This is a genomic window from Serratia marcescens subsp. marcescens ATCC 13880 (assembly GCF_017299535.1).
Lineage (GTDB): Bacteria > Pseudomonadota > Gammaproteobacteria > Enterobacterales > Enterobacteriaceae > Serratia > Serratia marcescens.
In genome coordinates, this window is sequence record NZ_CP071238.1 from 2,176,158 (window position 1) to 2,201,236 (window position 25,079).

The window sequence follows — 25,079 nt, forward strand, 5'->3', positions numbered from 1 at the left end:
TGCGTTACAGCTTCGGCCCGGCGTTCACCAGTTTTTCGCCCGCCGGGGTGACGGTATATTTGGCGAAGTTATCGATAAAGCGCTGCGCCAGATCCTGCGCTTTCTCCTGCCACAGCGATTCGTCGGCATAGGTTTTGCGCGGATCGAGGATAGACGGATCGACGCCCGGCAGCGCGGTCGGCACTGCCAGCCCGAAGATCGGCAGCGTGAAGGTCTCGGCCTGCTCAATGTCGCCATTCAGAATGGCGTCGATGATGCCGCGAGTATCTTTGATCGAGATACGCTTGCCGCTGCCGTTCCAGCCGGTGTTGACCAGGTAAGCCTGGGCGCCGGCGGCCTCCATGCGTTTCACCAGCACTTCGGCGTACTGCGTCGGGTGCAGGGTCAGGAACGCGGCGCCGAAGCAGGCGGAGAAGGTCGGCGTCGGCGCGGTGATGCCGCGCTCGGTGCCGGCCAGCTTGGCGGTGAAGCCGGACAGGAAGTGGTATTGGGTCTGCTCCGGCGTCAGGCGCGACACCGGCGGCAGCACGCCGAAGGCGTCGGCGGTCAGGAAGATGATCTTGCGCGCGTGGCCGGCTTTGGACACCGGCTTGACGATGTTCTCGATGTGATAAATCGGGTAAGAGACGCGGGTGTTCTCGGTTTTGCTGGCATCGTCGAAGTCGATGCTGCCGTCGGCCAGCACGGTGACGTTTTCCAGCAGCGCATCGCGACGGATCGCCTGATAGATTTCCGGCTCCGCCTGCGGCGACAGCTTGATGGTTTTGGCGTAGCAGCCGCCTTCGAAGTTGAACACGCCGTCGTCGTCCCAGCCGTGCTCGTCATCGCCGATCAGCTGGCGTTTCGGATCGGTGGAGAGGGTGGTTTTGCCGGTGCCGGACAGGCCGAAGAATACCGCCACGTCGCCTTGCTCGCCGACGTTGGCCGAGCAGTGCATCGACGCGATGCCCTTCAGCGGCAGCAGATAGTTCATGATCGAGAACAGGCCTTTCTTCATTTCGCCGCCGTACCAGGTGCCGCCGATCAGCTGCATGCGCTCGGTCAGATTGAAGGCGACGAAGTTCTCCGAGTGCAGCCCTTGCTGCTGCCAGTCCGGGTTGGTGCATTTAGCGCCGTTCATCACCACGAAGTCCGGTTCAAAGTCCGCCAGCTCGGCGTCGCTCGGGCGGATGAACATGTTTTTCACGAAGTGCGCCTGCCAGGCCACCTCGGTGATGAAGCGCACTTTCAGACGCGTGTCGGCGTTGGCGCCGCAGAACGCGTCCACCACGAACAGACGCTTGCCGGAGAGCTGATTGCCCACCAGCGTCTTCAGATGCTGCCAGACTTCCGGCGAGAGCGGCTGGTTGTCGTTCTTGCCGGTGCCGTTGTCCGACCACCAAACGGTATCGCGCGTGGTGTCGTCACGCACGATGTATTTGTCCTTCGGCGAACGGCCGGTAAATTCACCGGTCGCGACGTTGACCGCGCCCAGTTGGGTGAGGGTGCCGCGCTCCAGCGGCGGCAGGTCGGCGCGGGTCTCTTCGGCGAACAGCAATTCATAGCTGGGGTTATAGACGATGTCGGCGGCCTGATGGATGCCGTAGCGAGCGAGGGTTTGTGGGGTAACAGCGCGTGAAGACATATTCTACTTCCTTATGAGTCATATTATGCCTCTTTCCCGTGCGGTGCCGCGCGCAGGATTGAGATTCGGATCAAGCTGACCGGATTCAGCTAATGCATTTCCGGTTCTTTATTAATAAAACAGGGGGCTTTTTCGCCCTCCTATAGCATAGCAGCGAATTTAAGCCTGCTTACTTTAATTACAAAATGCTGACGATAATTAATTAAAACTAACCTTGGCGGAGGGTCACAATATTGAATTCCGCCGGCGTAATTTAGTTTTTCATTTTTATTTTTTATCATATCGTCATGGCTGTCTACTGTTTTATTTCTTATTAGAAAAAGCGAAATCCACAATAGGATTTTTCGTAATCATTTGTTTTTGCTTGGCTATGGCAAAGTTTTTGCGCCAGGTGAATCTAACCGTACTGTACGCTTGTCAGCAGGGTGAATAATGAAACAGATAAATGCAGAACTGGCCTGTGATAAAAATACGGCATCGTCCGAATCATCAGGATTAATTAATCAACTTCGTCAAATAGATATCGGCGCGGTACCGATCGCCTTGTTTATCACGATTTGCGCGATCGTAGCGATTTCCGCCTACGCCAACTTCCTGCCGAAGAATATGATCGGCGGCCTGGCGGTGATAATGACGCTGGGCTTTGCGCTGGCGCAGTTGGGAAAAAGCATTCCCGTGCTGCGCGATATCGGCGGGCCGGCCATTCTGTGTTTGATGGTGCCGTCGGTGCTGGTCTATTTCAATGTCTTCCAGCCCAACGTCATGGGCACCGTCCATTTGCTGATGAAAGACGCGAACCTGCTTTATTTCGTCATCGCCAGTCTGGTGGTCGGCAGCATTCTCGGCATGAACCGGGTGATCCTGATCCAGGGGATGATTCGCATGTTCGTGCCGCTGGTGGTGGGCACGATCACGGCGGTGATCACCGGGCTGCTGGTGGGCAAGCTGTTCGGCTTTACCTTCTATCACACCTTCTTCTTCATCATCGTGCCGATCATCGGCGGCGGCATCGGCGAGGGGATTTTACCGCTGTCGCTGGCCTATTCGGCGATCCTGGGCTCGACGCCGGATGTCTATGTCGCGCAGCTGGCGCCGGCGGCGGTGCTGGGTAACATCTTCGCCATCGTGACCGCCGGGGTGCTGGCGCGCATCGGTATGCAGCGCAAGGCGCTGAGCGGCGACGGCATGCTGATCCGTTCGGCGCAGGAGAACGCGATGTTCGCCATCAAGGAGCAAAGCGGCAACGTCGATTTCCAACTGATGGGCGGCGGGCTGCTGGTGATCTGCGCCTTCTTTATCGTCGGCGGCCTGTTCGAACACATCGTGCATATTCCCGGGCCGGTGCTGATGATCCTGTTCGCGGTGCTGTGCAAGTACTGCCGGGTGATCCCGGCTTCGATGGAGACCGGCGCGCACAGTTTCTACAAGTTCGTCTCCACCGCGCTGGTGTGGCCGCTGATGATCGGTCTGGGCATGCTGTACGTGCCGCTGGAAAGCGTGGTGGCGGTGTTCTCGGTCGGTTATGTGGTGGTCTGCGGCTCGGTGGTGCTGTCGATGGGACTGGTCAGTTTCTTGATTGCGCCTTACCTGAAGATGTTTCCGGTGGAGGCGGCGATTGTCACCTGTTGTCACAGTGGCCTGGGCGGCACCGGTGACGTGGCGATCCTGTCGGCGTCGAACCGCATGGGGCTGATGCCGTTCGCCCAAATCGCCACGCGCATCGGCGGCGCTTCCACGGTCATCGGCGCGACGCTGCTGCTTGGTTGGTTAGTCTGAGTCCAGGGTATCTTATGGATAACCGGGGTTGGATTGCCCCGGTTTTTTTATGCGTTTTTATTCGCTTATCGTGATAGTGCTGATTATTACCTTGAAAATCATTCGTGTGGCGCAAATGCATAGCCGTACTTTATCTAAGAAAATTCTGTAATCGGTGAAAATGTGTCTATTCTTTTCTCTTAAGGGATTATCGTTCTCATTCAGAGTGCCGAGGGAAGGCGCCAGCGCATTACCGATATCCCCGTATTGATTCAACACCGGGCCGCTGCCGTTCAGGCAATCCGCCAGTTGGGGCATCCCCCCGATTGAATTGACGAATATGGAGATAAGGTTATGTCATCAAGCAATGCTTCCGTTAAGGCAGAAGGCGTATTAGCCCTGCTGGGCGCTTATAAACCCGATGAAGACGACACCATTACCGTGCTTCATCCGTCGAAAACGTTCGAAAACGCCGGCCTGGAGTTGGTGCGCGGCGATCGCAGTTGGCACGACAAGGGCGTGACCGACACGCCGGTCTCCCTGACCTACAGCTTCTGGGAAAAGGCGCCGGGCAACATGTCGAGCATGAGCATCAGCGGCTTCAGCAGCTTTAACGCCGAACAGCGCGAGCAGGCTAAACTGTCGCTGCAGTCATGGTCAGACGTGGCTAACATCACCTTCACCGAAACCAGCAACACCGCCGCCGCCAACATCAAATTCGGCCTGTTCGACTACAGCTCGCGCGGCTCCTATGCCTTCGCGTATAACCCGGACTCCTCGCCTTCGGTCGCCGGGCAAACCTGGTATAACGCCAAGAACCCTACCTTCGTCAACAACCAGATCCATGAGAACGAGTACGGTCGCCAGACCTTCACCCATGAAATCGGCCATGCGTTGGGGTTGCAGCATCCGGGCGACTATAACGCCGCGCCGGGCGTCAGCATCACCTACGCTAAAGACGCGACCTACTTTGAGGACAGCCGCGCGCACAGCCTGATGAGCTATTTCAGCGAAAGCAACACCGGGCAGGACTTTAAAGGCGCGTACTCTTCCGGGCCGTTGCTCAACGACATCACGGCGATCCAGCATTTCTACGGCGCCAACATGAACACCCGCACCGGCGACACGGTTTACGGTTTCAATTCCAACACCGATCGCGACTTCCTCACCGCCACCGGCGCGCAGGACAAGATAATCTTCACCGCCTGGGACGCCGGCGGCAACGACACCTTCGACTTCTCCGGCTTCGGCCAGAATCAGCGCATCAATCTGAATGAAAAGGCGTTCTCGGACGTCGGCGGCCTGAAAGGCAACGTGTCTATCGCCGCAGGCGTAACGATTGAAAACGCCATCGGCGGGTCGGGTAACGATGTGCTGGTAGGGAACGCCGCCGATAACGTGCTCAAGGGCGGCGCGGGCGATGACGTGCTGTACGGCGGCAAAGGGGCGGATCAGCTGTGGGGCGGCGCCGGCAAGGACACCTTCGTCTACTTTGCGGCGGATGAGTCGACGGCGGCGGCGCCGGATTGGATCCGCGACTTCGTGCGCGGCGAGGACAAGATCGATCTGACGCTGTTCAACACCGGCAGCGCCGACGGCATCCGCTTCGTCGATCAGTTCAGCGGCAAGGCGGGCGAGGCGACGCTGAGCTACGATGCGCAAAATCACGTCAGTGACGTGGCGATCAACCTGGGCGGCGGCTTTGACGGCAACGATTTCCTGGTGAAAGTGGTGGGACAGCCGCTGGATGCGGGTGATTTCGTGCTGGCCTGATGCAGGCAACAAAAATAGGGCATTTTGGGCAAAAACCCGACAATTCCTATTAATTACGTCATATTAGCGTGACATAGTAGCGCGCAGAAGGCCGGGCTTGCATACCTCGGGCTTCTGTCGGATCGCCAACCTTCTTCGGTTGGCGATTCATTTTCCGCCTTTCAGCATGTTGATGGCGGCGCCGAGCAGGATGCGCCGTTCGATATCGTTGCTGTCCGCCAACTGCCGCGTCAGATGTTTTTCCAGCGTTTCCACCGACAGCGCTTCGCCGCGATGACGCAGTTGCATCACGCCATCGCCGATCAGGCGTGCGACCTCATCCCATACGGGTTTAATCTCCTGTTCCGAGAACGTCATGGTCTACACCTCGGTGGGTTGATTTTTGCCCAATGTAGCAGCTGAGCTGCGGCTTCGCTACCCGCCGCCTAAAACAGGAAGCATAAAAAACAAGCCATCAGTATTTCTTCTGGTTTTTACGCTCAATACTTGCGTTGTCAAAAAGCAGGAGAAAACATCATGAACTGGGTCGAAACCTTGGCGGAGTACTACCGCCTGAGCCGCACGGGTGAAACGCAGCATTGGCTGTGTCGCCGCTGGTTGCTTCAGGAGGAGGCGCGTTTGGCCTATTTGCGGGAGTTGCTGGAGCCGACTGCGCCACGGCGGCGGTGAACAGGGCGCCGGCGTCGTTTCTCGGGATTAACCGAAGGCGATCGCCGCCCAACGCAACAGCAGCAGCGCCAGGCAGATCAGCAGCAGCACCACGACCATTTTACTGAGCTTGTTGCCCATGCGTTTTGTCGCCACGTCGCCTTCCTTTTTAGCTGAAATACCACCCGCCGGCGAGGAGGATGAGGAAAAGCGTCACTAACGCGACGCCGTTGAGTAAGTCGCTGAACGTATCGTCAGCATCGATGTCATTTTGCCGCATGTTACCGCCTGGCGGACGCCATTGGGTGAATAATGTTCACAGTATGCGCCCCGCAGCGCGACAGGCACAGCGAAGAACGGTAAAAACGCGTAAATACGGCGGTGGCGGAATGCGCAGTCGCGCCTGCGACGGGTGCAGACGGCCGGCAATACGTTGTACTATCCTGCCTGCATTGAGGCATTTTTCCAAAAGGTATAATCATGGCGACGGCAATTCCACAGAAATACGAACACCTTGAGCGTTGGGCATTCGGCGATACCGAGCAGCAGGCCGATGAAGTGGTGCAATTGATCCTCAATGGCAACAAAACGGCCACCTGTTCCAACCTGGACGGCGAAGGGATCCCGCAGGCCGGCGATCTGTTCCTGGTGGTGGATGGCAAGGGGGAGCCGGTCTGCGCGGTCGAGCTGACCGCGGTGGAAATGAAAACTTACGATCAGGTCGATGAAGCGCACGCCTTTGCCGAAGGCGAGGGCGATCGCTCGCTGGCGCATTGGCGCAAAGAGCTGCAGCGCTTCTTCGAAGAGTACGATCTGTTCTCGCCGGACATGACGCTGGTGCTGATGAATTTCAAAGTCGTCGACAAATTCTAATCTTATGCGCGCCGTTCCCTACGAGTGCCAGTGGGCGAGCCCGGAGTTGGCCGCCGATCTGATAGCCGGCCGCGCGACGCTGGCGCAAGACGAAAATTGGGCGCGCAGCGGCGCCCGCGATCGGGCCGAGTACATCGAGTGGGCCAACCACGTGTGCGGCATGGCCTGCCTGAAAATGGTGCTGGGCCATCGCGACGGCGCAGCGCCGCCGCTGCTGGAGCTGGCGCGGCGCAGCCTGCCCTATGGCGCCTATGTGCGCGAGGGTGAGCGGATCAAGGGCCCGATTTACGCGCCGTTCGTCGAGTACGTGCGCGAGCAGTTCGCGCTGCAAGCGGAGGTGAAGGTGGGGCTGGCGGCTGCCGACGTGCCGGCGCTGCTTAGCGAATGCCGTTACTTTATCGCCTCGGTGCATCCCGCCATTCGCCGGCCGGAGAGCGCACCGCCGCACAGGGGCGGGCATCTGGTGCTGATCACCGCCGCCGATGCGCAAAGCGTGACCTTCCATAATCCTTCGGGCGACAGCCCGGCGACGCGTGAGCGAGTACAGCTGTCACTCAACCGCTTCGCCCCTTTCTTTGCCGGCCGCGGCATCGCCATCGCATAAAAAACGCGCTGTTTCCGATGAAAACAGCGCGTCGTCAGCAGTTCTGATGCATTTTCATGCCAGCCGCATCACCCAGGCGTCCGCCTGCCGATCGTAGTGTTGCTTGTACAGCAGCGACTGTTTGCCGTCGAGGATCGCCGGGATGCTGGTATGTTCATCCCAGCCGTCCAGCTGCATGCACAGATCCGGATCGGACTTGCAGGGAATGCTCAGGGTGCCGGCGCGGTCGGCGCCGGCGTGAAGATGCGCGTCATCGACCTCGAAGCTGCCAATTTTTACGACGGTTTTGCTCATGGGAACTCCTTGCTCAATGGTGTGGTAGGAGGTTGGACCAGTGTGGTCATCGGTAAGAGCATAGCCAAATGAGCAAAAAATGCCACATAAAAATTACATTTTGGAAACAATTTCCACGCCGGCAAAACACAACGCCTAGTACTCCACCACAAAACTGAGGTTGTCCTGATAGCTGCCGACCGCCACTTCCGTCTGCGCCGCATTGATTGCCGCCTTATACGGGATGCTTTGCGCCAGGCCGGTGCCGGCGCCGCTCTGTTTGTTGGTGCTATCCCAAACGGTCGTCGTATTAGGCAAGTAAATCTGGTACTGCATGAAATTGCTGGTGCCGCTTTTCATGCGCCGCCAACCGGTGACCGGGTTATTGCCGTTGGTGAAATAGGTGTTGTATCCCTCGGTTTTGGTGCAGGTCAGGGTAATGCTCTGATTGACAGGATTGAACTGCCCGACCAACGCCATGCTGCCGAAGTTGACGTTGGGCGCGGTGCCGATCAGGCAATCTTTGGTGATGGTGACGCTGACGCTGACCGTGCTGGGTTTGTCGACGCCATCCCACCAAACGCACAGGCCGAGCACGCCCAGACCGCAAATATGGTAATTCCAGATCAGGTTGATGCTGTCGGTATAGGTTCCTGCGCGCACGTTGGCGCCGGCGGTGGTTTTGATATACAGCGGAAAGTTGACGTTGGAGGAAATCAGGATCAGCGACAGCAGGTTCAGCGAGCTGTAGTCGATGGTTTGGCCGATGCTGTAAGGATATTGGTAGTTGGCGTCGGGGTAGATCAGGTAAGCGATTTTATCGCCGGAACCGTCGGTGTTGGCAACCGCCATATTGTTGGTGGTGGAGGCGATCTTGACCGTGACGGTGTTTTGCGTGAGCAAATTGAGGCCGAGGCCGGTGCAGTTGAGGCCGGCGGTGCCCTGGGCGTTGATCTGCCCATTGTAGACCACGAAAGAGCTGCTCCCCGGTAAGGTGACGGTGCCGTTGGTGGTGGCGCAGTCGGCGAATGCGCGCTGACAGAGCAGCAGCGAAAGGGTCAACAATAAGGCTTTCAATCCCCGAAACATAGTGACTCTCCGTCGTTGAATTAGCGGCAGACAACCGGGCCGACGCGCTGGATGCCCTGAGGCTTCGCCAGACTGAATTCCGCCTGGCACGGCGGGCCGCCGTCGGCCGGGATCACGCTCAGGCGATTGTGTTGTTGCACCGGGTCGATATAGGTCATGCCATCCCAACCGACATAGCTCTGCTGACGGCCGCCAACCACCGCCACCTGGCTGCCGTTGGCCAGCGGTTTGCCTTGCTCGTCAACCAGTTCGACGTCGGCGGCGGAGATGGGTTGGATGGGGAACTCGACCAGAAAACCGCTGTGATCGCGAATGGCGACGGTTTTTTCCACCGTCGGCAGCGCGACGTCGGCGGGCAGGCTGAGCGGATCAATCTGGAATTTCGCATGGTAGTAAGAGGTGACGGTCGGCACCAGTAAATAGCCCTGGGCATCGGTCTTGCCGATCGGCTGGTTCTCATAGCTCACCGGAATGTCGGCGTATCCTTGCGTGGACACCAGCGCAAAGGCATCGTTGATGGTGTTGGTGGCGTATACGCCGCCGTTCATCGCCACCAGCGAACCGCTGATTTCTCCCCAGTGGTTGGTTTCATCGCGGGTGCCGTATACGCCCGCTCGGGCTTCGAGCCTGCGGGTTCGCCAGGTCAGATCCGCCTGGCGGTAATCGCCGCCGCTCGGGTTATTGGCGTAGGCCAGATTCCAACCGAAACCGCCATCGGTCGGTGCGGCGCGGCTGTAGCTGACGCGTTCGCTCCAGCGGTTGTTGTTGTCGCGCGCGGCGCTGAAGCTGGCCGTGCCCCAACTGTCGAACGGAATCGAGAGCTGCAGTTGGGCGCTGTAACCGCTGCTGCCGATTTCCCGGTTCAGCGAGGCGTACAGGCTGCTGTTGCGCCAAAGCGACACACTGTAGGACAGGTTCATCAGGCGGGTTCGTTGAGCGATGGCGTCGCGAACGTCAAAATAACCGGCGCCGAGGCTGCCGAGCCGGCCCAGGCTGACGCTGCCGGTCAACTGATCGGTGCGGCGGCTCAGACGGTAGTCGCTTTTATACACGGAAATGTCGCCAAAATCGGCGCTGCGCAGGATGCGTTGCGCGTTGAGGCTGAAGCGTGAGTTGCTGTAGGTGTAGCCAAAACTGCTCTGATCGCCGTGGTTGCCGGTGTAGCGATAGACGGGCTGGGGATCCGGTTGTTGCAACGGCCTGCCGGTCAGCGGGTCATAATACGTGGGGGATTGTATCGGCCTGCCGCCGTTAAACGCTTCGTCGCCGGCCTGGCTGACGCTGTAGGACGCGTTGAAAACCCCCCATTGTCCGATGCGAATGTCGGCGCCGCCGCCGCCGACCGCCAACTCGGCTGCGCCTTCGGCGCGCCCTTCCAGGGTTAACCAGTCAGTGACGCCGTAACGTAAGCTGGCGCTGCCTACCCATTGCCCGTAATCGGCAGAATTCAACCCGTAGTTGCGCCGCAGCAAACCGGTGGAAATGCTGAAATCGCTCATGCCGGTCTGCAGCAGGTTGCTGGCCACGTAGAACGGTACCGTGGTGCTGACCTGGCGGCCGAGGGCGTCGGTGGTGACGACGGTGGCCTGACCCGCGCCGTTAATGTAGGGCACGCTGTTGAGGGTAAACGGCCCGGGATTGATGTTGGTGGTGCTGTTTTTATAGCTGTTGATGTATAAATCGACGCTGCTGGGCAATGCCGCCTGACCGGAAAACTGCGGCAGCGGGTAGGTGATAAGATCCGGGCGCACCGCGAAATTGCGCGCCAATTGCAAGCCGCCGATGCGCACGGCGCTGCTCCAGGGGAGCGAGCCGGTGGTTAGGTCACCGGCGATCACACTAAGCATCCGCTGGTCATCGTTGAAACGCCAGTAGCTGTCATACCGAATATAGCGGCCGCCATCGTCGTTTGGCCCGCCGTTAAACCCGCTGCGGTAGATGCCGGTGTTGGCGACGACGCCGAACCCGTCGAACAGCCGCTGTTCGCTCCACGCCGACAGGTAGCCCGGCCGGCCATTGCCGTTGCTTTGGCTGGCGTAGATGTCGTAGTTGAACAGCAAACCGAGGCTGCTTTGCGCCGGCAAGCGCTGCAACGGTGAACGGGCGCCGATGGTTTGCTGCGGCAACCAGTCGTTGGGCACGTTGATCAGCAACTGCTGGCTCTCGCCGCTGTAGCTGACATCCACCTTCTCCAGCCGATCGACGGCGATTTCTTTCGCCTGTTTATCCGCTACCGGCAGCCCGGCGTCGAGCAGTTGTTGGGGCGTCATGTAGTAATGGCCGCCGCGGTAGTTGACCGGCACGACGTTGCCGGTTTGGCGCCCGTTGACGACCGGCTCCAGATACAGCGTGGTGTCCGGCATGCTGATGGCGCTGGGCGGCGGCGGCAGATCGTCGCCGAGCGCAAACGGCAGCCAGCCGCCGGCCGCCATGCTCAGCATGGCACACGCCAGCGGCTTAAGGCTGAAGCGCCGCGTCGATAGCCTCCCTGTCGGCTGCACCTGGGCCTCAATAAGACGGAATGGCTACGGGCTGTTTGTTGTCATTGACCGTGGCCATCAGCTTACCGCTGCTGAAACCGCCGGCGGGCGGCAAGGCGAAGCGCATCTGTGAACCGGGCAGCACGTATCCCATCAGGCCGGGATTCAGGCTGCGGCCTTGCAGCGTCACTTTCGATATACGGGCATGCACTGCGCCTTGATTTCGCACCTCCAGCCAGCGTTCGCTGCTTTGCTGCTGTAGACGATAGCTGAGCAGGGGTTGGCTGGCGGTCGCGTAATCGCGCGGTTTTTCGCTGTCCTGTTTGGTCCAGATGCCCTTGCCGCTGACGAACAGCGGCACCGAGTAGCGCATCTGGAATTTCAGCCCCATCTCCGCACCGCCGGGAGCGGCGCTCGACGATGGTTCTTTCACCGGCACTTCATCGACCAAAATGCGGTAGGCCCGCTCCTGTCCCGCCGCCGGCGCCGACTGTTTGATCAGACGTATCAGCTGGCGTTTGCCTGGCGCGATCGACGCCACCGGCGGGCTGGCGATCACGTCGCTTTGGTTGCTGTAATCGTCTTTGCCGGCGGTTTGCTGCCAACCCAACACGCGAATTTGCATATAGACCGGTTTGCTGTCGCGATTTTCCAGCCACAGCGCGGTGGCCTGTTGTTGATCTTCAATCACCGGATCGATCGGCCAAATGAGAATGGAAGCCGCGGCCAGGGCGTGCTGTTGGCTTGCCAGGAGCAAGGCTGCCGTTAACGGCAGACGGAAGGGTATGCGCATAACTCAATCCTTATTGCAAAAAACTTAATAAGTGACCGTCAACAAGACCGTATCGCTGTAAACGCCACTGGTGGGCAGGGTACTGGTCGAAAACAGACGGGCGTAAACCTTGATTTCTTGCGTGCTGCCGGTGGCGGCGACGGTCTGCGCCGCGCCGCCGTTGGCGCCATCTCCCCAAAGAGTGGCGTAGTTGCTGTCTTGATAAAGTTGATACAGCAGCGTTTCCGACGTGACGGCGTTTTGTAATTTTCTGCCGCCGGCGATGGATCCGGTCACGTGATTGCCGACGCCGAGGGCCAGCGTGACGCTCAGCCCCGGGTTGCAGCGAAACAGCACCGAACCGGAGCCGCTGCTGGAGACGACGCTGACTGCGTTGCTCAGCGAGGACAGTTGGCCGAAATTCAGGGTGCCGAAGGTGGTCACGTCACTGACGCCGCTGCCCAATACGCAGCCTTTTACCACGGTTGCATTGACGGTGAACGGCTGGCTTTTGGTCAAATCGTTGACGCCGGTATCGCTTTGGGCCGGGGAAAGCGGCAGGCAGAACAGCAAACCGCAAATGGAAGCGCGCATCGTCATTACCAATTGATCGTGACCTGTACCGTATCGGTGTAGCTGCCTGTCGGGGGCGTGGACTGCGCCGGAATCATGCCATAGACCGGCAGCCAGTTGTCCGCACCGTTGGCGGTTTGTGACACGCCCGTCAGATTATCCCAAATGGCGCTGTGGGCGGCGTTGGTGTACAGGTTGTAATTCACCCGTTGGCCCGCCGCGCTTTGCAGGTAGCGGGCAGCGGTATTGCCGCTTTGCCCGCCGCCAAGCAGAACGCTGTAGCTGGTGCCGTTGGTGCATTTCACCCGAATGGCGCCGGCGTTTTGCTGCCCGGCGACGCTGGTTGCGGTGCTGAGAAAATACAGCGTGCCGAAATTCAGCGTGCCGAAGCTGACGTTGCCGCCTGAGCTGCTGCCGGCCTCACAGGCGCTGAGCAAGGTCGCGCTGACGCCGAGGGTCGCGGTTTTACTGTCGGCCTGCGCCAACAGGCTGCACGCCCATAATCCGCAGCAGCAGAGCGCGCGCCGCACCGTTACCAGGTGACCGTCATCGTGACGGTGTCGTTATAAGTGTCCGCCGCCGGGGTAGAGCCGGCCGCCGGTACGCGGCCATACACGATCAGCGGAACGGCGGCGCCGGTGCCGGTACCGGTCCGCGCGTTGGCGCCGCTGCCCCAGGCGGTGGTGCGTGCGGCATCCTGGTACAGGTTATAGCTGATGAATGCGCCTGCCGTGCTGGCCATGCGGCGTTGGGTGCCTGAAGTGACGTGGAGCCCGTTGTCCAGCGCCACCGTGTAGTCTGTGCCGGTCGTGCAGGTCAATGACAGCGTACCGGCCCCCCCTGCGCCGGTGGCGCTGGCGTCGATGATGTTGGCCAGTGAAGAGTAAGTGCCGAAGCTGATGGAGCCGAAGTCGTTGACGGAACCGCTGCTGCTGCCGCCCCCCACGACGCAACCGGCGCCGATGGTCAGCGTCACGCCTAACGTGCCTTGAATGGTGCCTGCTGCGTTAGCCGCGCCGTTGGCGCACAGCAGGGTTGCTACCGAGGTCAATGCCATCAGAGTTTTTTTCATCTTATATTCCTTGCCGTATGAGAGAAAGCCCGCAAAGACGCCACCCAGAGGTGGGTTGAACGTATTCATTTAGCTGCACTTTAATTAATAGAATAAGAATCGGGAATTGTCTTGATGAAAACGAGAAACTTTTTATTCTCATTCCCCGTATGACGGGGCTTGTAGGCGAGGCATACCGATAAAGTGAAATGATTAGAATAATAACGAAAGGCGATGGGAATATTATTAGCGTTATTTTATCGCCGGGGAGTTTCATTCCCCGGCGCGGTATTATTTACAGGTGGAAATCGAGCGCGCCATCCCGCACCAGCTCACGCGGCAAATTGTTTTTGATGCGGCTGCCAATGCGTTTGGCGATGCCCAGCGGTTGCCCCTGATAGGTGACGATGCACTCGTCGCCCGCTGGTGGCTGCTCCGGGTAGAGATCGCGACCGTGATACCACTCCTGGGCCAGCGCGGCGTCCAGCTCGAAATGCTGTTTGCCGCCGGCGCCCGCGAGGGCGATCGCCGCTTCGTGCTGCCAACGGAAACCTTTCGGGAAGCGCTCCGCCAGCTTGAGACCGATACGCGAGAAGCGCACCTTGCCGAACAGCGGCTCCAGCTCGGCCGGGAACAGCCAGATTTCCTTATCGCGCTCCCACAGCCGGCTGTCATCGCCCCAGGTTAAGCCGGATGCGGCGGCGGCTTGGGCGACCAGCGCCGCCTCTTTGCCGGACAGCGGGCTGAACGGAAACTTACCGACTTTATAGGTCGGCTTCGCCAACGGCGCTACGGCGTGCTGTTTGCGCAGACGGGCGACGAAAAAGCCTTCGCTGTCGTAAATCTGCGGGAAGACGTGCAGGAAGCCTTCGGCGGTCAATGCCTTGCCGGCGCCGGGGAACAGCTCACCCAGCGGCTCGACGCTGACCGCGTCGCCATAGGTGTCCAGCAGCCAGCGCACCACCTGCTGATTTTCCTGCGCATTGAGCGTGCAGGTGGAATAAACCATCACGCCGCCCGGCGCCAGCGCATGAAACGCGCTGTCGATCAGCTCGCGCTGGGTGGCGGCGATCTCGGCGACGCTGTTCGGCGACCAGTTGCTCATGGCGTCCGGATCTTTACGCACCACGCCTTCACCGGAGCAGGGGGCGTCGAGCAGAATGGCGTCGAAGCTTTCCGGCAGCGCGGCGCCGAACACCCGGCCGTCGAAGTGGGTCAGCGCCGTGTTCTGCACGCCGCAGCGGCTGATATTGGCGTGCAGCACTTTCACCCGGCTGGCGGAGTATTCGTTGGCGACGATGCCGCCCTGGTTGCCCATCAACGCGGCGATCTGGGTGGTTTTGGAGCCCGGCGCCGCCGCCACGTCCAGCACCCGAGTCGGCGCCGCGTCGCCGGCGAACAGCGCGCTGACCGGCAACATCGAACTGGCCTCCTGAATGTAGAACAGACCGCTCAGGTGTTCGGCGGCGCTGCCCAGACGCAGTTCTTCATCGTCGCGCTCGATCCAGAACCCTTCCGCGCACCAGGGAATGGGCTCCAATCGCCAGTCGTAATCCTGCACCAGCGCCAGGAAGTCGGCGACGCTGATTTTCAGCGTGTTGACGCGCAGGCTGCGGCGCAGCGGGCGCTGGCAGGCGGCGATAAAATCGTCCATCGCCAGCTCGGCGGGCATGATGGCGCGGGTGGCGTCAAGGAAAGCGGGGGGCAGAAAAACGGCGGTGGATTTGGCCACGGGGCGAACTCTCAGGGTGCAATAAAGACAAGGGCGAGAGTTTATCACAAAGCGGAAAAAAACAGGGCCCGGCATTGCCGGGCCCTGAGGAAAACGCGAAAGTTAATCGCGCGGAATGGCGGTGCCCCAGGTTTTCCAGTCCTTCGGCTCTTCCGGATTCAGCAGGAAGTGCTTGTTCGGCGTCGCTTTCGGCGCCAGCGGAATAGTCGGCGGGGTGGCGAAGGCGATACCGCCGCGAATGAACTGCTGGAAGGTGCCGCTCTTGATCACGCCGCCGGTCAGGCCGAACTGCAGGTTGTAACCCGACGCCAGCCAGAACACGCTGTTGTTGCGCACTAGGTGTTGATACTTCTTGCTGATGCGCAGCGCAACGTGCACCCGGTCGGACATGGCGCCAAGGTAGAAACCGGTGATGGTGCCGACCTCCACGCCGCGGAACAGCACCGGCGTGCCGATCTGCAGCGAGCCGGTTTCGGCCGCGTCGAGCACGACGCTCAGGCCATCGAGATAGCGCGAGTCGGTGATGCTGGCCTGCTGCAGCTCGAAGGTGCGCAGCTCGCGGCCGCGCCCCGGCTCCACGTTGATATAAGGTTGAAGCAGGGTATCGAGATTGCTGACGCCGGCGGCGGAGATCTCCGGTGACACGATCGAGAAGCGGCTGCCCAGGCGCGCGAAGGTCTGCACGTATTCCGGATACAGCACCGCTTTGGCCAACACTTCGTTGCGCTCCGGCGCCAGCTGCAGCGACTCTACCTGTCCGACGTCGATGCCGAGGTAGCGCAGCGGCATACCCGCCGACAGCTTGCTGGCGTCGTAGGTTTTCAGCGTGATTTGGCTGCCCACTGCGCGGGCGGCGGTTTCGCTGGCGTACAGCACGCGGTTGGCGCCCTTGTTCAGCGTCACGCCCTGTAGATTATCGAAGCTGATGGCGCCTTTCAGCGCGCGGTTGAGCGGCGAAGCCTGCACCGTCAGGCCGCTGCCGTTGAGCTGCACCTTGGCGCCGCCTTCGGCCCAGAAGATGCTTTCGCGGGTGAGCAGCTTGCGGTATTCCGGGCTGATATAGACGTCCACCTCAAACTCGTTGGCCTTCGGCCGAACGTTGACGATCTCGCCCACCTGGAATTTGCGGTACAGCACTACCGAGCCGGCCTGCACGTCCGGCAGGCTGGTGGCGCTGAGGGTCAGGGTGGTGGCGGGGGCGTTGCCGACGATGCCTTCCTCGGCTTTTTCGCTGTTGGCGTACAGCGGGTATTGGCCGCCCGGTTCCCCCTTGCTGCCGGGAATAATGCGCACGCCGCCGTCTACCCATTCCTGGGCGCTGGCGCCAAGCACTTCCATACCGTCAATGCCCAGCTTGACGTCGAGACGACTGTTGACCACGAATTTGCTGTCTTTGTGCAGCAGGCCGCGGTACTGCGCGTCGATGGCGGCGGTGAACACCACGCCGCCGGCGGTCAAGGTGCGGCTCAGGATCTGGCCGACTTTCACGCCGTGCACCACCAGCGGCTGCCCGACGTCGATGCCGTAGCTTTGCGGCGCATTCAGCGTGACGGTCAGCACGCCAGGCTGTTGCAACAGCGTTTCGCTGCTGTCCAGCACGTTGAAGCGCTGCTGCGGCTCGCCTTCGCCCGGCACCAGCTCCAGCGTGGTGCCGGTCAGCAACTGGCTAAGCTTGGCGTCGTTGAGGCTGATGCGCGGGCTGCGCATCACGATGCGGGTGCCGCTGCGCATCAGATCGACCACCGAAGGATCGATGGTCAGTTCACCGACCACTTTGCTGTCCTGTTGCAACGTCAGCTTGGTCAGGGTGCCGACCTGCAGCCCCTGGTACATCAGCGGCGTGCGGTTTTCGCTCAGGCTGTTGCCGCTCGGCAGATCCAGCAGGATATTGACGCCGCGCTGGCTGTGGGCCAGATCAGGATACAGGGTATAGCTCTGATCGCCCTTGGCCTGCTGGCCATCGGCCGGAGAATCGAAGGCAATGGCGCCGTTGACCAGCGCCGCCAGGCTCTCCATCTGCACCGTGGCGCCGGACAGGCTGAAATCGCCCTTGAAGCCGGAAACGTTCCAGAAGCGGCTGTTGCTCTTCACCAGGTTGGCGAAGCGGCGGTCGATCAGCACGTCGATGGTCACGCCCTTGTTGCCTTCGCTGATGGTGTAGTCATACACCTTGCCGACCGGAATTTTACGGTAGTAGACCAGCGAGCCGCTGTTGAGCGAGCCGAGATCGTCGGCGTGCAGGTGAATCATCAGTTCACCGGTGTTCAGGCGGTACTTCGGCTGGGTATCGAGCGCGGTGAAATGGGTTTGCTCCTTGCCGCTGCCGGGCATCATGCCGATATAGTTGCCGCCGACCAGCGCATCGAGGCCGGACACCCCGGCCAGCGAGGCCTTGGGCGTCACCAGCCAGAACTGGGTGCCTTCGCGCAGCGAGTCTTCCAGATCGCTTTTGATGCTGGCTTCCACCACGATGCTGCGCAGATCTTTGCTCAGACTGATTTTTTGCACCGTGCCGACCTCAACGCCCTGGTAGCGCACCGGCGTGCGGCCGGCGACGATGCCCGCCGCCGATTGGAAATCGATGGTGACGGTGGTGCCGCGCTCCTGGACATTGTTATAGACCAGCCACCCGGCGATCAGCAGGGCGATGAACGGCAGTAACCAGAACGGTGAAATGCGGCGTTTGTTCTTGACCCGCGCTTCAGTCGGTGTAGTCGGCGTTTCCTGTTGCATGTGCATCCCAAATCAATCGGCTATCGAGCCATTCAACGGCAAGAATAGTCAAAATGACCGCCGAGCCAAAGTAAAACGCGGCCGGTCCCATAGTAAAAGATAACAGTTGATCGCGATTTACCAGCGACATCATCAAGGCGATAACGAACAGATCGAGCATCGACCAGCGGCCGATCCAGGTGACCAGGCGCAGCAGACGAATGCGCGTCTTCAGACTGTGCGAGGTTTTGAAGTGGATGCTCAGCAACAGCGTGATCAGCACGATCACCTTGGTGAAGGGCACCAGCACGCTGGCGATGAACACGATGGCGGCGATCGGCACGTTGCCGGAGGTGGCCAGTGAGACCACGCCGGAGAAGATGGTGTCTTCCAGCCGCACGCCGTTGGCGTAAATGATGGAAATCGGCAGCAGGTTGGCCGGTATCAGCAGGATCATCGCCGCGATCAGCGCCGCCCAGGTTTTCTGCAGGCTGTAGGGCTGGCGGTGGCACATCGGCACATGGCAGCGCGGGCAGCGGCCGCGCGCATCAGGGTAGCCGGTATAGTGGCAGGACAGGCAAATATGCAGCGCCGCCGGCGGGCCTTCCGGCTGTTCCTGCGGATAGTAACGCTCCCACAGCTGCTCCAGGTTAGCGTGGATCAGCGTCAGGATGCTGAGCAGGGTGAGCGACAGGTAGGCGATCAGCGCGCTGCCCGCCTGAATGTCGGCGTAATCCTGCACCTTGATGGCCGCCACCGCCATGCCGATCAGATAAATGTCCAGCATCACCCACTCTTTGAGCCGTTCCAGCATCAGCAGCACCGGGCGCAGGTTCATGCCGAGCGCGTGGCCGAAGCGCAGGTACAGCAACGACAGCGCCAGCGTCAGCGGGGCGCCGAGGGTGCAAAACGCCACCATGCTGGCGGTGAGCGGATCGCCCTGGCGGCTCATCTGCCAGATGCCCTCCAGCAAACTGGCGTCGATGCGCGTGCCGAGCAGGCGGATGCTGATCAGCGGTTCGGTGAAGGCGAACGGCATCAGCAGCAGCATGGTGATCGCCATGGCGGTCAGACGCGTCATCGACCAGTCGCGGCCGTGCACCACCTTGGCGTTGCAGCGCGGGCAATAAGCGGCCTGATTGCCGCTGAGCGGCGGCAGCATGAACAGCAGATCGCACTCGCAGCAGCGTTGGTGGCGCGCTTTGGAAAGGGGGGCGGTGATCGCGTGTATTTTCATTTTTGACAAGTCGCTGCCCTTGAGCCCGCCGGAACTGTCAGCGTAGCTGAAAAATAAACCGGCCGCGTCACTGGCGATCGGGCGCCGGACGGTAAAACGAGGTAAACCGGGATTCTGAGCGGCAAACATACCCCGAGCGACGGGGTTTTGTGAAGCAACAGATGATTAACCTTGTGGCTATACGCATTTAATGCTTATTTTATAGGGCCTAAGCTTTGGGCTTCTGGCCATCTTCACTGTTTCAATGGTTATCACATGACAAAAGAACAATTCTACGCGGAATTAAAACGTGATCTGAGCGCGTTGCTCGGCGGGGAGACCAACTTTATCGCGGCGCTGTCCAACGCCAGCGCCTTGCTCAACGAGCGTCTGGATGACGTGAACTGGGTCGGTTTCTATCTGATGGAGGGCGATCAGCTGGTGCTGGGGCCGTTCCAGGGCAAGATCGCCTGCGTGCGCATCCCGGTGGGCAAGGGCGTGTGCGGCACGGCGGTGGCGGAAAATCGCGTGCAGCGCGTCGGCGACGTGCATGCGTTCCCGGGCCATATCGCCTGCGATGCGGCCAGCAACGCGGAAATCGTGCTGCCGCTGGCGGTTGGCGGCCGGACGATCGGCGTTTTGGATATCGATAGCACGGTTTATCAACGCTTCGACGAACGGGACGAAGCGGGCCTGAAAGCAGTGGTGGCGGGGCTTTGTGAGCAACTGGAACAGTGCGACAGTGCGAAATATGTGACTGTGGCGGCAAGTTGATCGACGGTTAACGTGGCAATTACCGATGGCGTCATTATAATGACGCCTGTTCATGCCTGTGGCTTGTTGGCAATACCGTTGTAATCAGGAAATTTCATGGAAAATCAACCTAAGTTGAACTCTAGTAAAGAAGTCATTGCTTTTCTTGCCGAGCGTTTTCCGCTCTGCTTTAGCGCCGAAGGCGAAGCTCGTCCGCTGAAAATCGGTATTTTTCAGGATTTGGTAGAGCGCGTGCAGGGGGAAGAGAATCTCAGCAAAACGCAATTGCGTTCTGCCCTGCGCCTGTACACCTCAAGCTGGCGTTACCTGTACGGCGTTAAAGTCGGCGCGCAGCGCGTCGATCTGGACGGCAATCCGTGCGGTGAACTGGAACAGCAGCATGTCGATCATGCTCGCCAGCAGCTTGAAGAAGCCAAAGCGCGCGTTCAGGCACAACGTGCCGAACAAAACGCCAAAAAACGTGAAGCCGCCGGCGAATCCGCCGATGCTGCGCCACGCCGTCCGCGTCCAGCCGGTAAAAAGCCCGCTGCACGTCGCGAAGGCGGAGCCGCGCCGGAAAACCGCAAGCCGCGCCCACAAACTCGCCCACAGCCCGCTCGCCAACCTCGTGTAGCCAAAGAGGAAAGCCAGCCGCGTTATGCGCCAGTCACGGATATCTCTAAACTGCAAATTGGCCAGGAAATCAAAGTCAGAGCAGGCAAGAGCGCGATGGATGCTACCGTACTCGAAATCGCTAAAGATGGCGTACGTGTGCAGCTCTCTTCCGGTCTGGCGATGATTGTGCGCGCAGAACACTTGCAGTTCTGATACGGAGGCCAACCCAGGCATGAACAAATTCGTCAGATTAACAGCGATTGCAGGGCTGCTGTGGGCGGGTGTCAGTTACGGCGCGGAAACAGCCAACATCCGCATCGGCCAACTGCCCCAACTGCAACAGGAACCCCAGCACGCTACGGTGAGTGAGCGCGTTACCTCGCGCTTCACTCGCTCTCATTACCGCCAGTTCGCCCTTGACGCGGAGTTTTCAGGCAAGATCTTCGATCGCTACCTGAACATGCTGGACTACAACCATAACGTATTGCTGGCTTCCGACGTGGCGCAGTTCGCCGGCAAACGCAATCAGGTTGGCGAAGAGCTGAAAACCGGCAAGCTGGACACCTTCTACGCGCTGTTCAATCTGGCGCAGAAACGCCGTTTCGAGCGTTACACCTATGCGTTGTCGTTGCTGGACAAGCCGATGAACTTCACCGGCAACGGCACTATCGATCTCGACCGCAGCAAAGCGCCGTGGCCGAAAGACAAGACCGAGCTGGATAGCCTGTGGGATGCGAAAGTCACCTATGACGAGCTGAACCTCAAGCTGACTGGCAAGACCGACAAAGAAATCCGCGACACGCTGACCAAGCGTTATCAGTTCGCCATCAAGCGCCTGACGCAAAGCAACAGCGAAGACGTCTTCCAGCTGGCGATGAATGCCTTTGCGCATGAAATCGACCCACACACCAATTATCTGTCTCCGCGCAACACCGAGCAGTTCAACACCGAGATGAGCCTGTCGCTGGAAGGCATCGGCGCGGTGCTGCAGATGGATGACGACTACACCCTGATCAACTCGATGGTGCCGGGCGGCCCGGCGGCGAAGAGCAAGGCGATCACCGTAGGCGATCGCATCGTCGGCGTCGGCCAGGCCGGCAAACCGATGGTGGACGTGATCGGCTGGCGTCTGGACGACGTGGTGTCGTTGATCAAAGGGCCGAAGGGCAGCAAGGTGCGCCTGGAAGTCCTGCCGGCCGGCAAGGGCACCAAAACCCGCGTGGTCACCTTGACCCGCGAGCGCATTCGCCTGGAAGACCGCGCGGTGAAAATGACCATCAAGACCGTCGGCAAAGAGAAGGTGGCGGTGTTCGACATCCCCGGCTTCTACGTTGGTCTGACCGATGACGTGAAAGTGCAGCTGCAGAAGATGGCCAAGCAGAACGTCAAGAGCGTGATCATCGACCTGCGCACCAACGGCGGCGGCGCGCTGACTGAAGCGGTGTCGCTGTCCGGCCTGTTCATTCCGAGCGGCCCGGTGGTGCAGGTGCGCGACAACAACGGCAAAGTGCGTGAAGACGCCGACACCGACGGCGTGACCTACTACAAAGGCCCGCTGGTGGTGCTGGTCGATCGCTTCAGCGCCTCCGCCTCCGAGATCTTCGCGGCGGCGATGCAGGATTACGGCCGCGCGCTGATCGTCGGCGAACCGACCTTCGGTAAAGGCACCGTGCAGCAGTACCGTTCGCTGAACCGCATCTACGACCAGATGCTGCGCCCTGAGTGGCCGGCGCTCGGTTCGGTGCAGTACACCATTCAGAAGTTCTACCGCGTCAACGGCGGCAGCACCCAGCGCAAGGGCGTGACGCCGGACATTCTGATGCCGACCGGCGTCGATCCGGCGGAAACCGGCGAAGCGTTTGAAGACAACGCCATGCCGTGGGACAGCATCAATGCGGCGACCTACAGCAAGACCGGCGATATGACGCCGTTCGAGCCGGAACTGCTGAAAGATCACCAGCAGCGCATTGCGCAAAATCCGGAGTTCCAGTACATCGCGCAGGATATCGCGCATTACAAGGCGCTGAAGGATAAACGCAACATCGTGTCCCTCAATCTGGCGGTGCGCGAGAAAGAGAACCACGATGACGACGCGACCCGTCTGAAACGCATCAACGAGCGCCTGGAACGCGCGGGCAAGAAGCCGCTGAAATCGCTCGACGATCTGCCGAAGGATTACCAGGAACCGGATCCGTACCTGGATGAATCTGTGCATATCGCGCTGGACCTGGCTCATCTGGAAAAAGATCAGCCCGCTCAGCAGCCAACGCCGGCCAAATAAGGCCGCCTACGGCAGGATGAAAAACGCACCCTCGGGTGCGTTTTTTTATGGCGACGCGAAGGCCCGCCTCCCTGCGGGATGAAGGGAGGCGGGCTGATGCATCGCCTGACAAATTTAGGGTAAAAAAAACTCCGCCTTACGCAACAATCGTTTACAATTTGCCAAATCCCGGTCGCGCGCCGTTTTTGTAAAGTTTCGTATTTTTAGTAGGTTAATGACGCGCGACTCTTGAAACTGTGACGAATGCCCATACGATCTAGGGTATCTTAGACAGCGTTTTGTTAACATTTATGAGGAAGTAAACATTTTATGATGCGTATAGCTCTGTTCCTGCTCACCAACCTGGCGGTGATGTTGGTTTTCGGGCTGGTGCTCAGCCTGACAGGAATCCAATCCAGTAGCGTTCAGGGCCTGATGATCATGGCCGGTCTGTTCGGCTTCGGCGGCGCTTTCGTGTCGTTGCTGATGTCCAAGTGGATGGCGCTGCGCTCCGTCGGCGGGGAAGTGATTGAACAACCGCGTAACGAAACCGAAAACTGGCTGCTGGAAACGGTACGCCGTCAGTCGCAGCAGGCGGGCATCGCCATGCCGCAGGTCGCTATCTACCATGCGCCGGACATCAACGCCTTTGCTACCGGCGCACGCCGCGACGCCTCGCTGGTCGCCGTCAGCACCGGCCTGCTGCAGAGCATGAGCCGCGACGAAGCGGAAGCGGTCATCGCGCACGAAATCAGCCACGTCGCCAACGGCGATATGGTGACCATGACCCTGATTCAGGGCATCGTGAACACCTTCGTCATCTTCATTTCACGCCTGATCGCGCAGGTCGCCGCCGGTTTCCTCGGCAACCGCGACGGTGATGGCGAAGGGGAAGGCAACGGCAACCCGATGATTTACTTCGCGGTGTCGATGGTGCTGGAACTGGTGTTCGGCATCCTGGCGAGCATCATCACCATGTGGTTCTCGCGTCACCGCGAGTTCTATGCCGACGCCGGCTCCGCCAAACTGGTGGGCCGCGAGAAGATGATCGCCGCCTTGCAGCGTCTGAAAACCAGCTATGAACCGCAGGAAGCGGGCAGCATGATGGCGTTCTGCATCAACGGCAAATCCAAGTCGTTCAGCGAGCTGTTCATGTCGCATCCGCCGCTCGACAAGCGTATCGAAGCGCTGCGTTCCGGCCAGTACCTGAAATAATCGGCTGAATGAAAGGAAAACCCCGGCTTGCCGGGGTTTTTTTATGGCATGCCTGAACCGCTTGGTCAGCGGCGGTGACGGATTCAACAATGAAATTCGGCAATGAATGAGGTAAAGCGCCTCACCAAAGTCTACGGGCGTTAATGCTGCGCAGCAGCGTCCGAAGTCCCTGAAGCCCACCTGCAAATAGCGTCTTTCTGCCTCTCAGCCTGGGCAGGTGCGGTGCCCGTTCTCCCGGTGAGTGGGTAATCCGCATCGTGCTCGGTCACGGCCGGCTGTTTGGCTTTGGAGGCGCATGTTATATGCTTTGGCGCAATGACATTTGTCCCTGAGGCCCTATGAAAATCAACCACCTTCCCTTACTCAACGGTGATGAGCTACCGGCGCGCCTGGCCGAATTGACAAGCGGTATCGCCGATGCGGTTGCGGAACTGTTCAACCGGCATGATGACGATGCTGAACAGCCGGCTATTCGCTGGCATTCAGGCGATCTTCACCTCCCGGCATTTTTCCCCGACGAGCACGACAGCCACGAGTACGATTACCTTATCGTGGACGGCGATGTGATCGTGGAAGGATGCCTGGCGGTGTCACCGCAGCGCGAGGACGGCGGCATTGTCGTGCTGGGTCGGCTGCAGGCGGATACGCTGATTTGCTGGGGCGGACTGGTCGTGCGTGATGATGTCCGCATACGCCATGCCTATTGCAGCTCAGGAAACGACGGCGCATTCGTGGTGGGGGGAGACCTGACCGCGCTCACTCTGGTAGAGACGGGGGAGTTTATCCATGTCCATGGCGATCTCGACGCGCGGTGTCTCGCTTCGTTGCAGAACTTCGTTCAGGTTGACGGAGACACGCGCTGTGATTGCCGCATCGACAGCGCGCAGGCCGAAGATCTGATAAAGCGGATGTTCGCCCCTGGCTTACTGAAGGGCTTCGAGGGGGTGGATAACGACGGCCAACGCATTGTTGGCTGGTATCCGGATGACGACGCCTATTTAGCGTGTCTACGACAAGGCCGCAGCCCTTTGAGGAGCGGCGACTGACGGCAGGCCTGCATC

23 protein-coding genes are annotated in these 25,079 nt (G+C 59.8%); 10 read left to right on the forward strand and 13 right to left on the reverse strand.

Features of this window, described 5'->3' with window-relative positions:
• Positions 1-4: 4 nt before the first annotated feature.
• On the reverse strand, positions 5-1,624 hold the full coding sequence (pckA, locus tag J0F90_RS10480) for a phosphoenolpyruvate carboxykinase (ATP) (RefSeq protein ID WP_016928019.1): 1,620 nt from the start codon (positions 1,622-1,624) through the stop codon (positions 5-7).
• Between the two features lie 432 nt (positions 1,625-2,056).
• Between pckA and J0F90_RS10485 the strand changes: the two genes are divergently transcribed.
• Together J0F90_RS10485 and J0F90_RS10490 are read left to right on the forward strand one after the other, a co-directional pair.
• Complete coding sequence (locus tag J0F90_RS10485; protein ID WP_016928018.1) at positions 2,057-3,400, forward strand: 2-hydroxycarboxylate transporter family protein; 1,344 nt, start codon at positions 2,057-2,059, stop codon at positions 3,398-3,400.
• A 333-nt stretch (positions 3,401-3,733) separates the two neighbouring features.
• Positions 3,734-5,152: a serralysin family metalloprotease gene (locus J0F90_RS10490; protein WP_033640557.1), complete on the forward strand. Its 1,419-nt coding sequence runs from the start codon at positions 3,734-3,736 to the stop codon at positions 5,150-5,152.
• 147 nt (positions 5,153-5,299) lie between these two features.
• Here J0F90_RS10490 and J0F90_RS10495 read toward each other — a convergent pair whose 3' ends face one another.
• Positions 5,300-5,509, reverse strand: coding sequence for a hypothetical protein (locus J0F90_RS10495; protein ID WP_033640556.1), 210 nt, complete (start codon positions 5,507-5,509; stop codon positions 5,300-5,302).
• A gap of 159 nt (positions 5,510-5,668) precedes the next feature.
• Between J0F90_RS10495 and J0F90_RS10500 the strand changes: the two genes are divergently transcribed.
• Positions 5,669-5,821 (forward strand): hypothetical protein, encoded by a 153-nt coding sequence (locus J0F90_RS10500; RefSeq protein ID WP_162835083.1) that lies wholly within the window; start codon positions 5,669-5,671, stop codon positions 5,819-5,821.
• A gap of 27 nt (positions 5,822-5,848) precedes the next feature.
• Here the strand turns inward: J0F90_RS10500 and yniD are convergent, their stop codons facing one another.
• A complete protein-coding gene (gene yniD, locus J0F90_RS24685) occupies positions 5,849-5,941 on the reverse strand; it encodes a small membrane protein YniD (protein WP_016928013.1) in 93 nt (30 codons plus the stop codon).
• 339 nt (positions 5,942-6,280) lie between these two features.
• On the opposite strand from yniD, the gene J0F90_RS10505 reads away from it, so the two are divergent.
• Together J0F90_RS10505 and J0F90_RS10510 are read left to right on the forward strand one after the other, a co-directional pair.
• Positions 6,281-6,673, forward strand: coding sequence for an ASCH domain-containing protein (locus J0F90_RS10505; protein ID WP_033640554.1), 393 nt, complete (start codon positions 6,281-6,283; stop codon positions 6,671-6,673).
• A gap of 4 nt (positions 6,674-6,677) precedes the next feature.
• The gene (locus J0F90_RS10510; RefSeq protein ID WP_033640552.1) at positions 6,678-7,277 is read left to right on the forward strand and encodes a papain-like cysteine protease family protein; all 600 of its coding nucleotides are present in this window, start codon (positions 6,678-6,680) and stop codon (positions 7,275-7,277) included.
• Positions 7,278-7,331: 54 nt separating this feature from the next.
• Here J0F90_RS10510 and J0F90_RS10515 read toward each other — a convergent pair whose 3' ends face one another.
• From J0F90_RS10515 to yebS, 10 genes are all read right to left on the reverse strand, one after another.
• Positions 7,332-7,571, reverse strand: coding sequence for a DUF1480 family protein (locus tag J0F90_RS10515; protein WP_004931517.1), 240 nt, complete (start codon positions 7,569-7,571; stop codon positions 7,332-7,334).
• Between the two features lie 135 nt (positions 7,572-7,706).
• Positions 7,707-8,639, reverse strand: a complete 933-nt coding sequence (locus J0F90_RS10520; RefSeq protein WP_033640550.1) for a Csu type fimbrial protein — start codon at positions 8,637-8,639, stop codon at positions 7,707-7,709.
• 20 nt (positions 8,640-8,659) lie between these two features.
• Complete coding sequence (locus J0F90_RS10525; RefSeq protein WP_195757904.1) at positions 8,660-11,080, reverse strand: fimbria/pilus outer membrane usher protein; 2,421 nt, start codon at positions 11,078-11,080, stop codon at positions 8,660-8,662.
• 67 nt (positions 11,081-11,147) lie between these two features.
• Positions 11,148-11,912, reverse strand: coding sequence for a fimbrial biogenesis chaperone (locus J0F90_RS10530; RefSeq protein ID WP_033640548.1), 765 nt, complete (start codon positions 11,910-11,912; stop codon positions 11,148-11,150).
• A gap of 24 nt (positions 11,913-11,936) precedes the next feature.
• Complete coding sequence (locus J0F90_RS10535; RefSeq protein ID WP_162835082.1) at positions 11,937-12,485, reverse strand: Csu type fimbrial protein; 549 nt, start codon at positions 12,483-12,485, stop codon at positions 11,937-11,939.
• A 5-nt stretch (positions 12,486-12,490) separates the two neighbouring features.
• On the reverse strand, positions 12,491-12,994 hold the full coding sequence (locus J0F90_RS10540; RefSeq protein WP_033640544.1) for a Csu type fimbrial protein: 504 nt from the start codon (positions 12,992-12,994) through the stop codon (positions 12,491-12,493).
• Between the two features lie 2 nt (positions 12,995-12,996).
• Positions 12,997-13,536 carry a Csu type fimbrial protein gene (locus tag J0F90_RS10545; RefSeq protein WP_016928005.1) on the reverse strand — a complete coding sequence of 180 codons (540 nt, stop codon included), beginning with the start codon at positions 13,534-13,536 and terminating at the stop codon, positions 12,997-12,999.
• A 274-nt stretch (positions 13,537-13,810) separates the two neighbouring features.
• On the reverse strand, positions 13,811-15,247 hold the full coding sequence (rsmF, locus tag J0F90_RS10550) for a 16S rRNA (cytosine(1407)-C(5))-methyltransferase RsmF (RefSeq protein WP_033640542.1): 1,437 nt from the start codon (positions 15,245-15,247) through the stop codon (positions 13,811-13,813).
• Between the two features lie 102 nt (positions 15,248-15,349).
• Positions 15,350-17,980, reverse strand: coding sequence for a PqiB family protein (locus tag J0F90_RS10555; protein WP_015377667.1), 2,631 nt, complete (start codon positions 17,978-17,980; stop codon positions 15,350-15,352).
• On the reverse strand, positions 17,949-19,196 hold the full coding sequence (yebS, locus tag J0F90_RS10560) for a membrane integrity lipid transport subunit YebS (protein WP_028128162.1): 1,248 nt from the start codon (positions 19,194-19,196) through the stop codon (positions 17,949-17,951). The genes J0F90_RS10555 and yebS overlap by 32 nt, the downstream gene beginning before the upstream one ends.
• 255 nt (positions 19,197-19,451) lie before the next feature.
• Between yebS and J0F90_RS10565 the strand changes: the two genes are divergently transcribed.
• The 5 genes from J0F90_RS10565 to J0F90_RS10585 all read left to right on the forward strand — a co-directional run bounded on the left by J0F90_RS10565 (position 19,452) and on the right by J0F90_RS10585 (position 25,064).
• Positions 19,452-19,949, forward strand: a complete 498-nt coding sequence (locus J0F90_RS10565) for a GAF domain-containing protein (protein WP_033640540.1) — start codon at positions 19,452-19,454, stop codon at positions 19,947-19,949.
• A 96-nt stretch (positions 19,950-20,045) separates the two neighbouring features.
• Positions 20,046-20,756, forward strand: a complete 711-nt coding sequence (gene proQ, locus J0F90_RS10570) for an RNA chaperone ProQ (RefSeq protein WP_016928000.1) — start codon at positions 20,046-20,048, stop codon at positions 20,754-20,756.
• Between the two features lie 19 nt (positions 20,757-20,775).
• Positions 20,776-22,824, forward strand: coding sequence for a carboxy terminal-processing peptidase (prc, locus tag J0F90_RS10575; protein WP_033640537.1), 2,049 nt, complete (start codon positions 20,776-20,778; stop codon positions 22,822-22,824).
• 309 nt (positions 22,825-23,133) lie between these two features.
• Positions 23,134-24,018, forward strand: a complete 885-nt coding sequence (gene htpX / locus J0F90_RS10580; RefSeq protein ID WP_016927998.1) for a protease HtpX — start codon at positions 23,134-23,136, stop codon at positions 24,016-24,018.
• Between the two features lie 338 nt (positions 24,019-24,356).
• Positions 24,357-25,064: a hypothetical protein gene (locus J0F90_RS10585; RefSeq protein WP_033640534.1), complete on the forward strand. Its 708-nt coding sequence runs from the start codon at positions 24,357-24,359 to the stop codon at positions 25,062-25,064.
• Positions 25,065-25,079 lie beyond the last annotated feature (15 nt).

Coding starts and splice junctions, on each gene's coding strand:
- pckA (WP_016928019.1), bottom strand. CDS start 1,624: ATGTCTTCACGCGCTGTTACCCCACAAACCCTCGCTCGCTACGGCATC.
- J0F90_RS10485 (WP_016928018.1), top strand. CDS start 2,057: ATGAAACAGATAAATGCAGAACTGGCCTGTGATAAAAATACGGCATCG.
- J0F90_RS10490 (WP_033640557.1), top strand. CDS start 3,734: ATGTCATCAAGCAATGCTTCCGTTAAGGCAGAAGGCGTATTAGCCCTG.
- J0F90_RS10495 (WP_033640556.1), bottom strand. CDS start 5,509: ATGACGTTCTCGGAACAGGAGATTAAACCCGTATGGGATGAGGTCGCA.
- J0F90_RS10500 (WP_162835083.1), top strand. CDS start 5,669: ATGAACTGGGTCGAAACCTTGGCGGAGTACTACCGCCTGAGCCGCACG.
- yniD (WP_016928013.1), bottom strand. CDS start 5,941: ATGGGCAACAAGCTCAGTAAAATGGTCGTGGTGCTGCTGCTGATCTGC.
- J0F90_RS10505 (WP_033640554.1), top strand. CDS start 6,281: ATGGCGACGGCAATTCCACAGAAATACGAACACCTTGAGCGTTGGGCA.
- J0F90_RS10510 (WP_033640552.1), top strand. CDS start 6,678: ATGCGCGCCGTTCCCTACGAGTGCCAGTGGGCGAGCCCGGAGTTGGCC.
- J0F90_RS10515 (WP_004931517.1), bottom strand. CDS start 7,571: ATGAGCAAAACCGTCGTAAAAATTGGCAGCTTCGAGGTCGATGACGCG.
- J0F90_RS10520 (WP_033640550.1), bottom strand. CDS start 8,639: ATGTTTCGGGGATTGAAAGCCTTATTGTTGACCCTTTCGCTGCTGCTC.
- J0F90_RS10525 (WP_195757904.1), bottom strand. CDS start 11,080: ATGCTGAGCATGGCGGCCGGCGGCTGGCTGCCGTTTGCGCTCGGCGAC.
- J0F90_RS10530 (WP_033640548.1), bottom strand. CDS start 11,912: ATGCGCATACCCTTCCGTCTGCCGTTAACGGCAGCCTTGCTCCTGGCA.
- J0F90_RS10535 (WP_162835082.1), bottom strand. CDS start 12,485: ATGCGCGCTTCCATTTGCGGTTTGCTGTTCTGCCTGCCGCTTTCCCCG.
- J0F90_RS10545 (WP_016928005.1), bottom strand. CDS start 13,536: ATGAAAAAAACTCTGATGGCATTGACCTCGGTAGCAACCCTGCTGTGC.
- J0F90_RS10555 (WP_015377667.1), bottom strand. CDS start 17,980: ATGCAACAGGAAACGCCGACTACACCGACTGAAGCGCGGGTCAAGAAC.
- yebS (WP_028128162.1), bottom strand. CDS start 19,196: ATGAAAATACACGCGATCACCGCCCCCCTTTCCAAAGCGCGCCACCAA.
- J0F90_RS10565 (WP_033640540.1), top strand. CDS start 19,452: ATGACAAAAGAACAATTCTACGCGGAATTAAAACGTGATCTGAGCGCG.
- proQ (WP_016928000.1), top strand. CDS start 20,046: ATGGAAAATCAACCTAAGTTGAACTCTAGTAAAGAAGTCATTGCTTTT.
- prc (WP_033640537.1), top strand. CDS start 20,776: ATGAACAAATTCGTCAGATTAACAGCGATTGCAGGGCTGCTGTGGGCG.
- htpX (WP_016927998.1), top strand. CDS start 23,134: ATGATGCGTATAGCTCTGTTCCTGCTCACCAACCTGGCGGTGATGTTG.
- J0F90_RS10585 (WP_033640534.1), top strand. CDS start 24,357: ATGAAAATCAACCACCTTCCCTTACTCAACGGTGATGAGCTACCGGCG.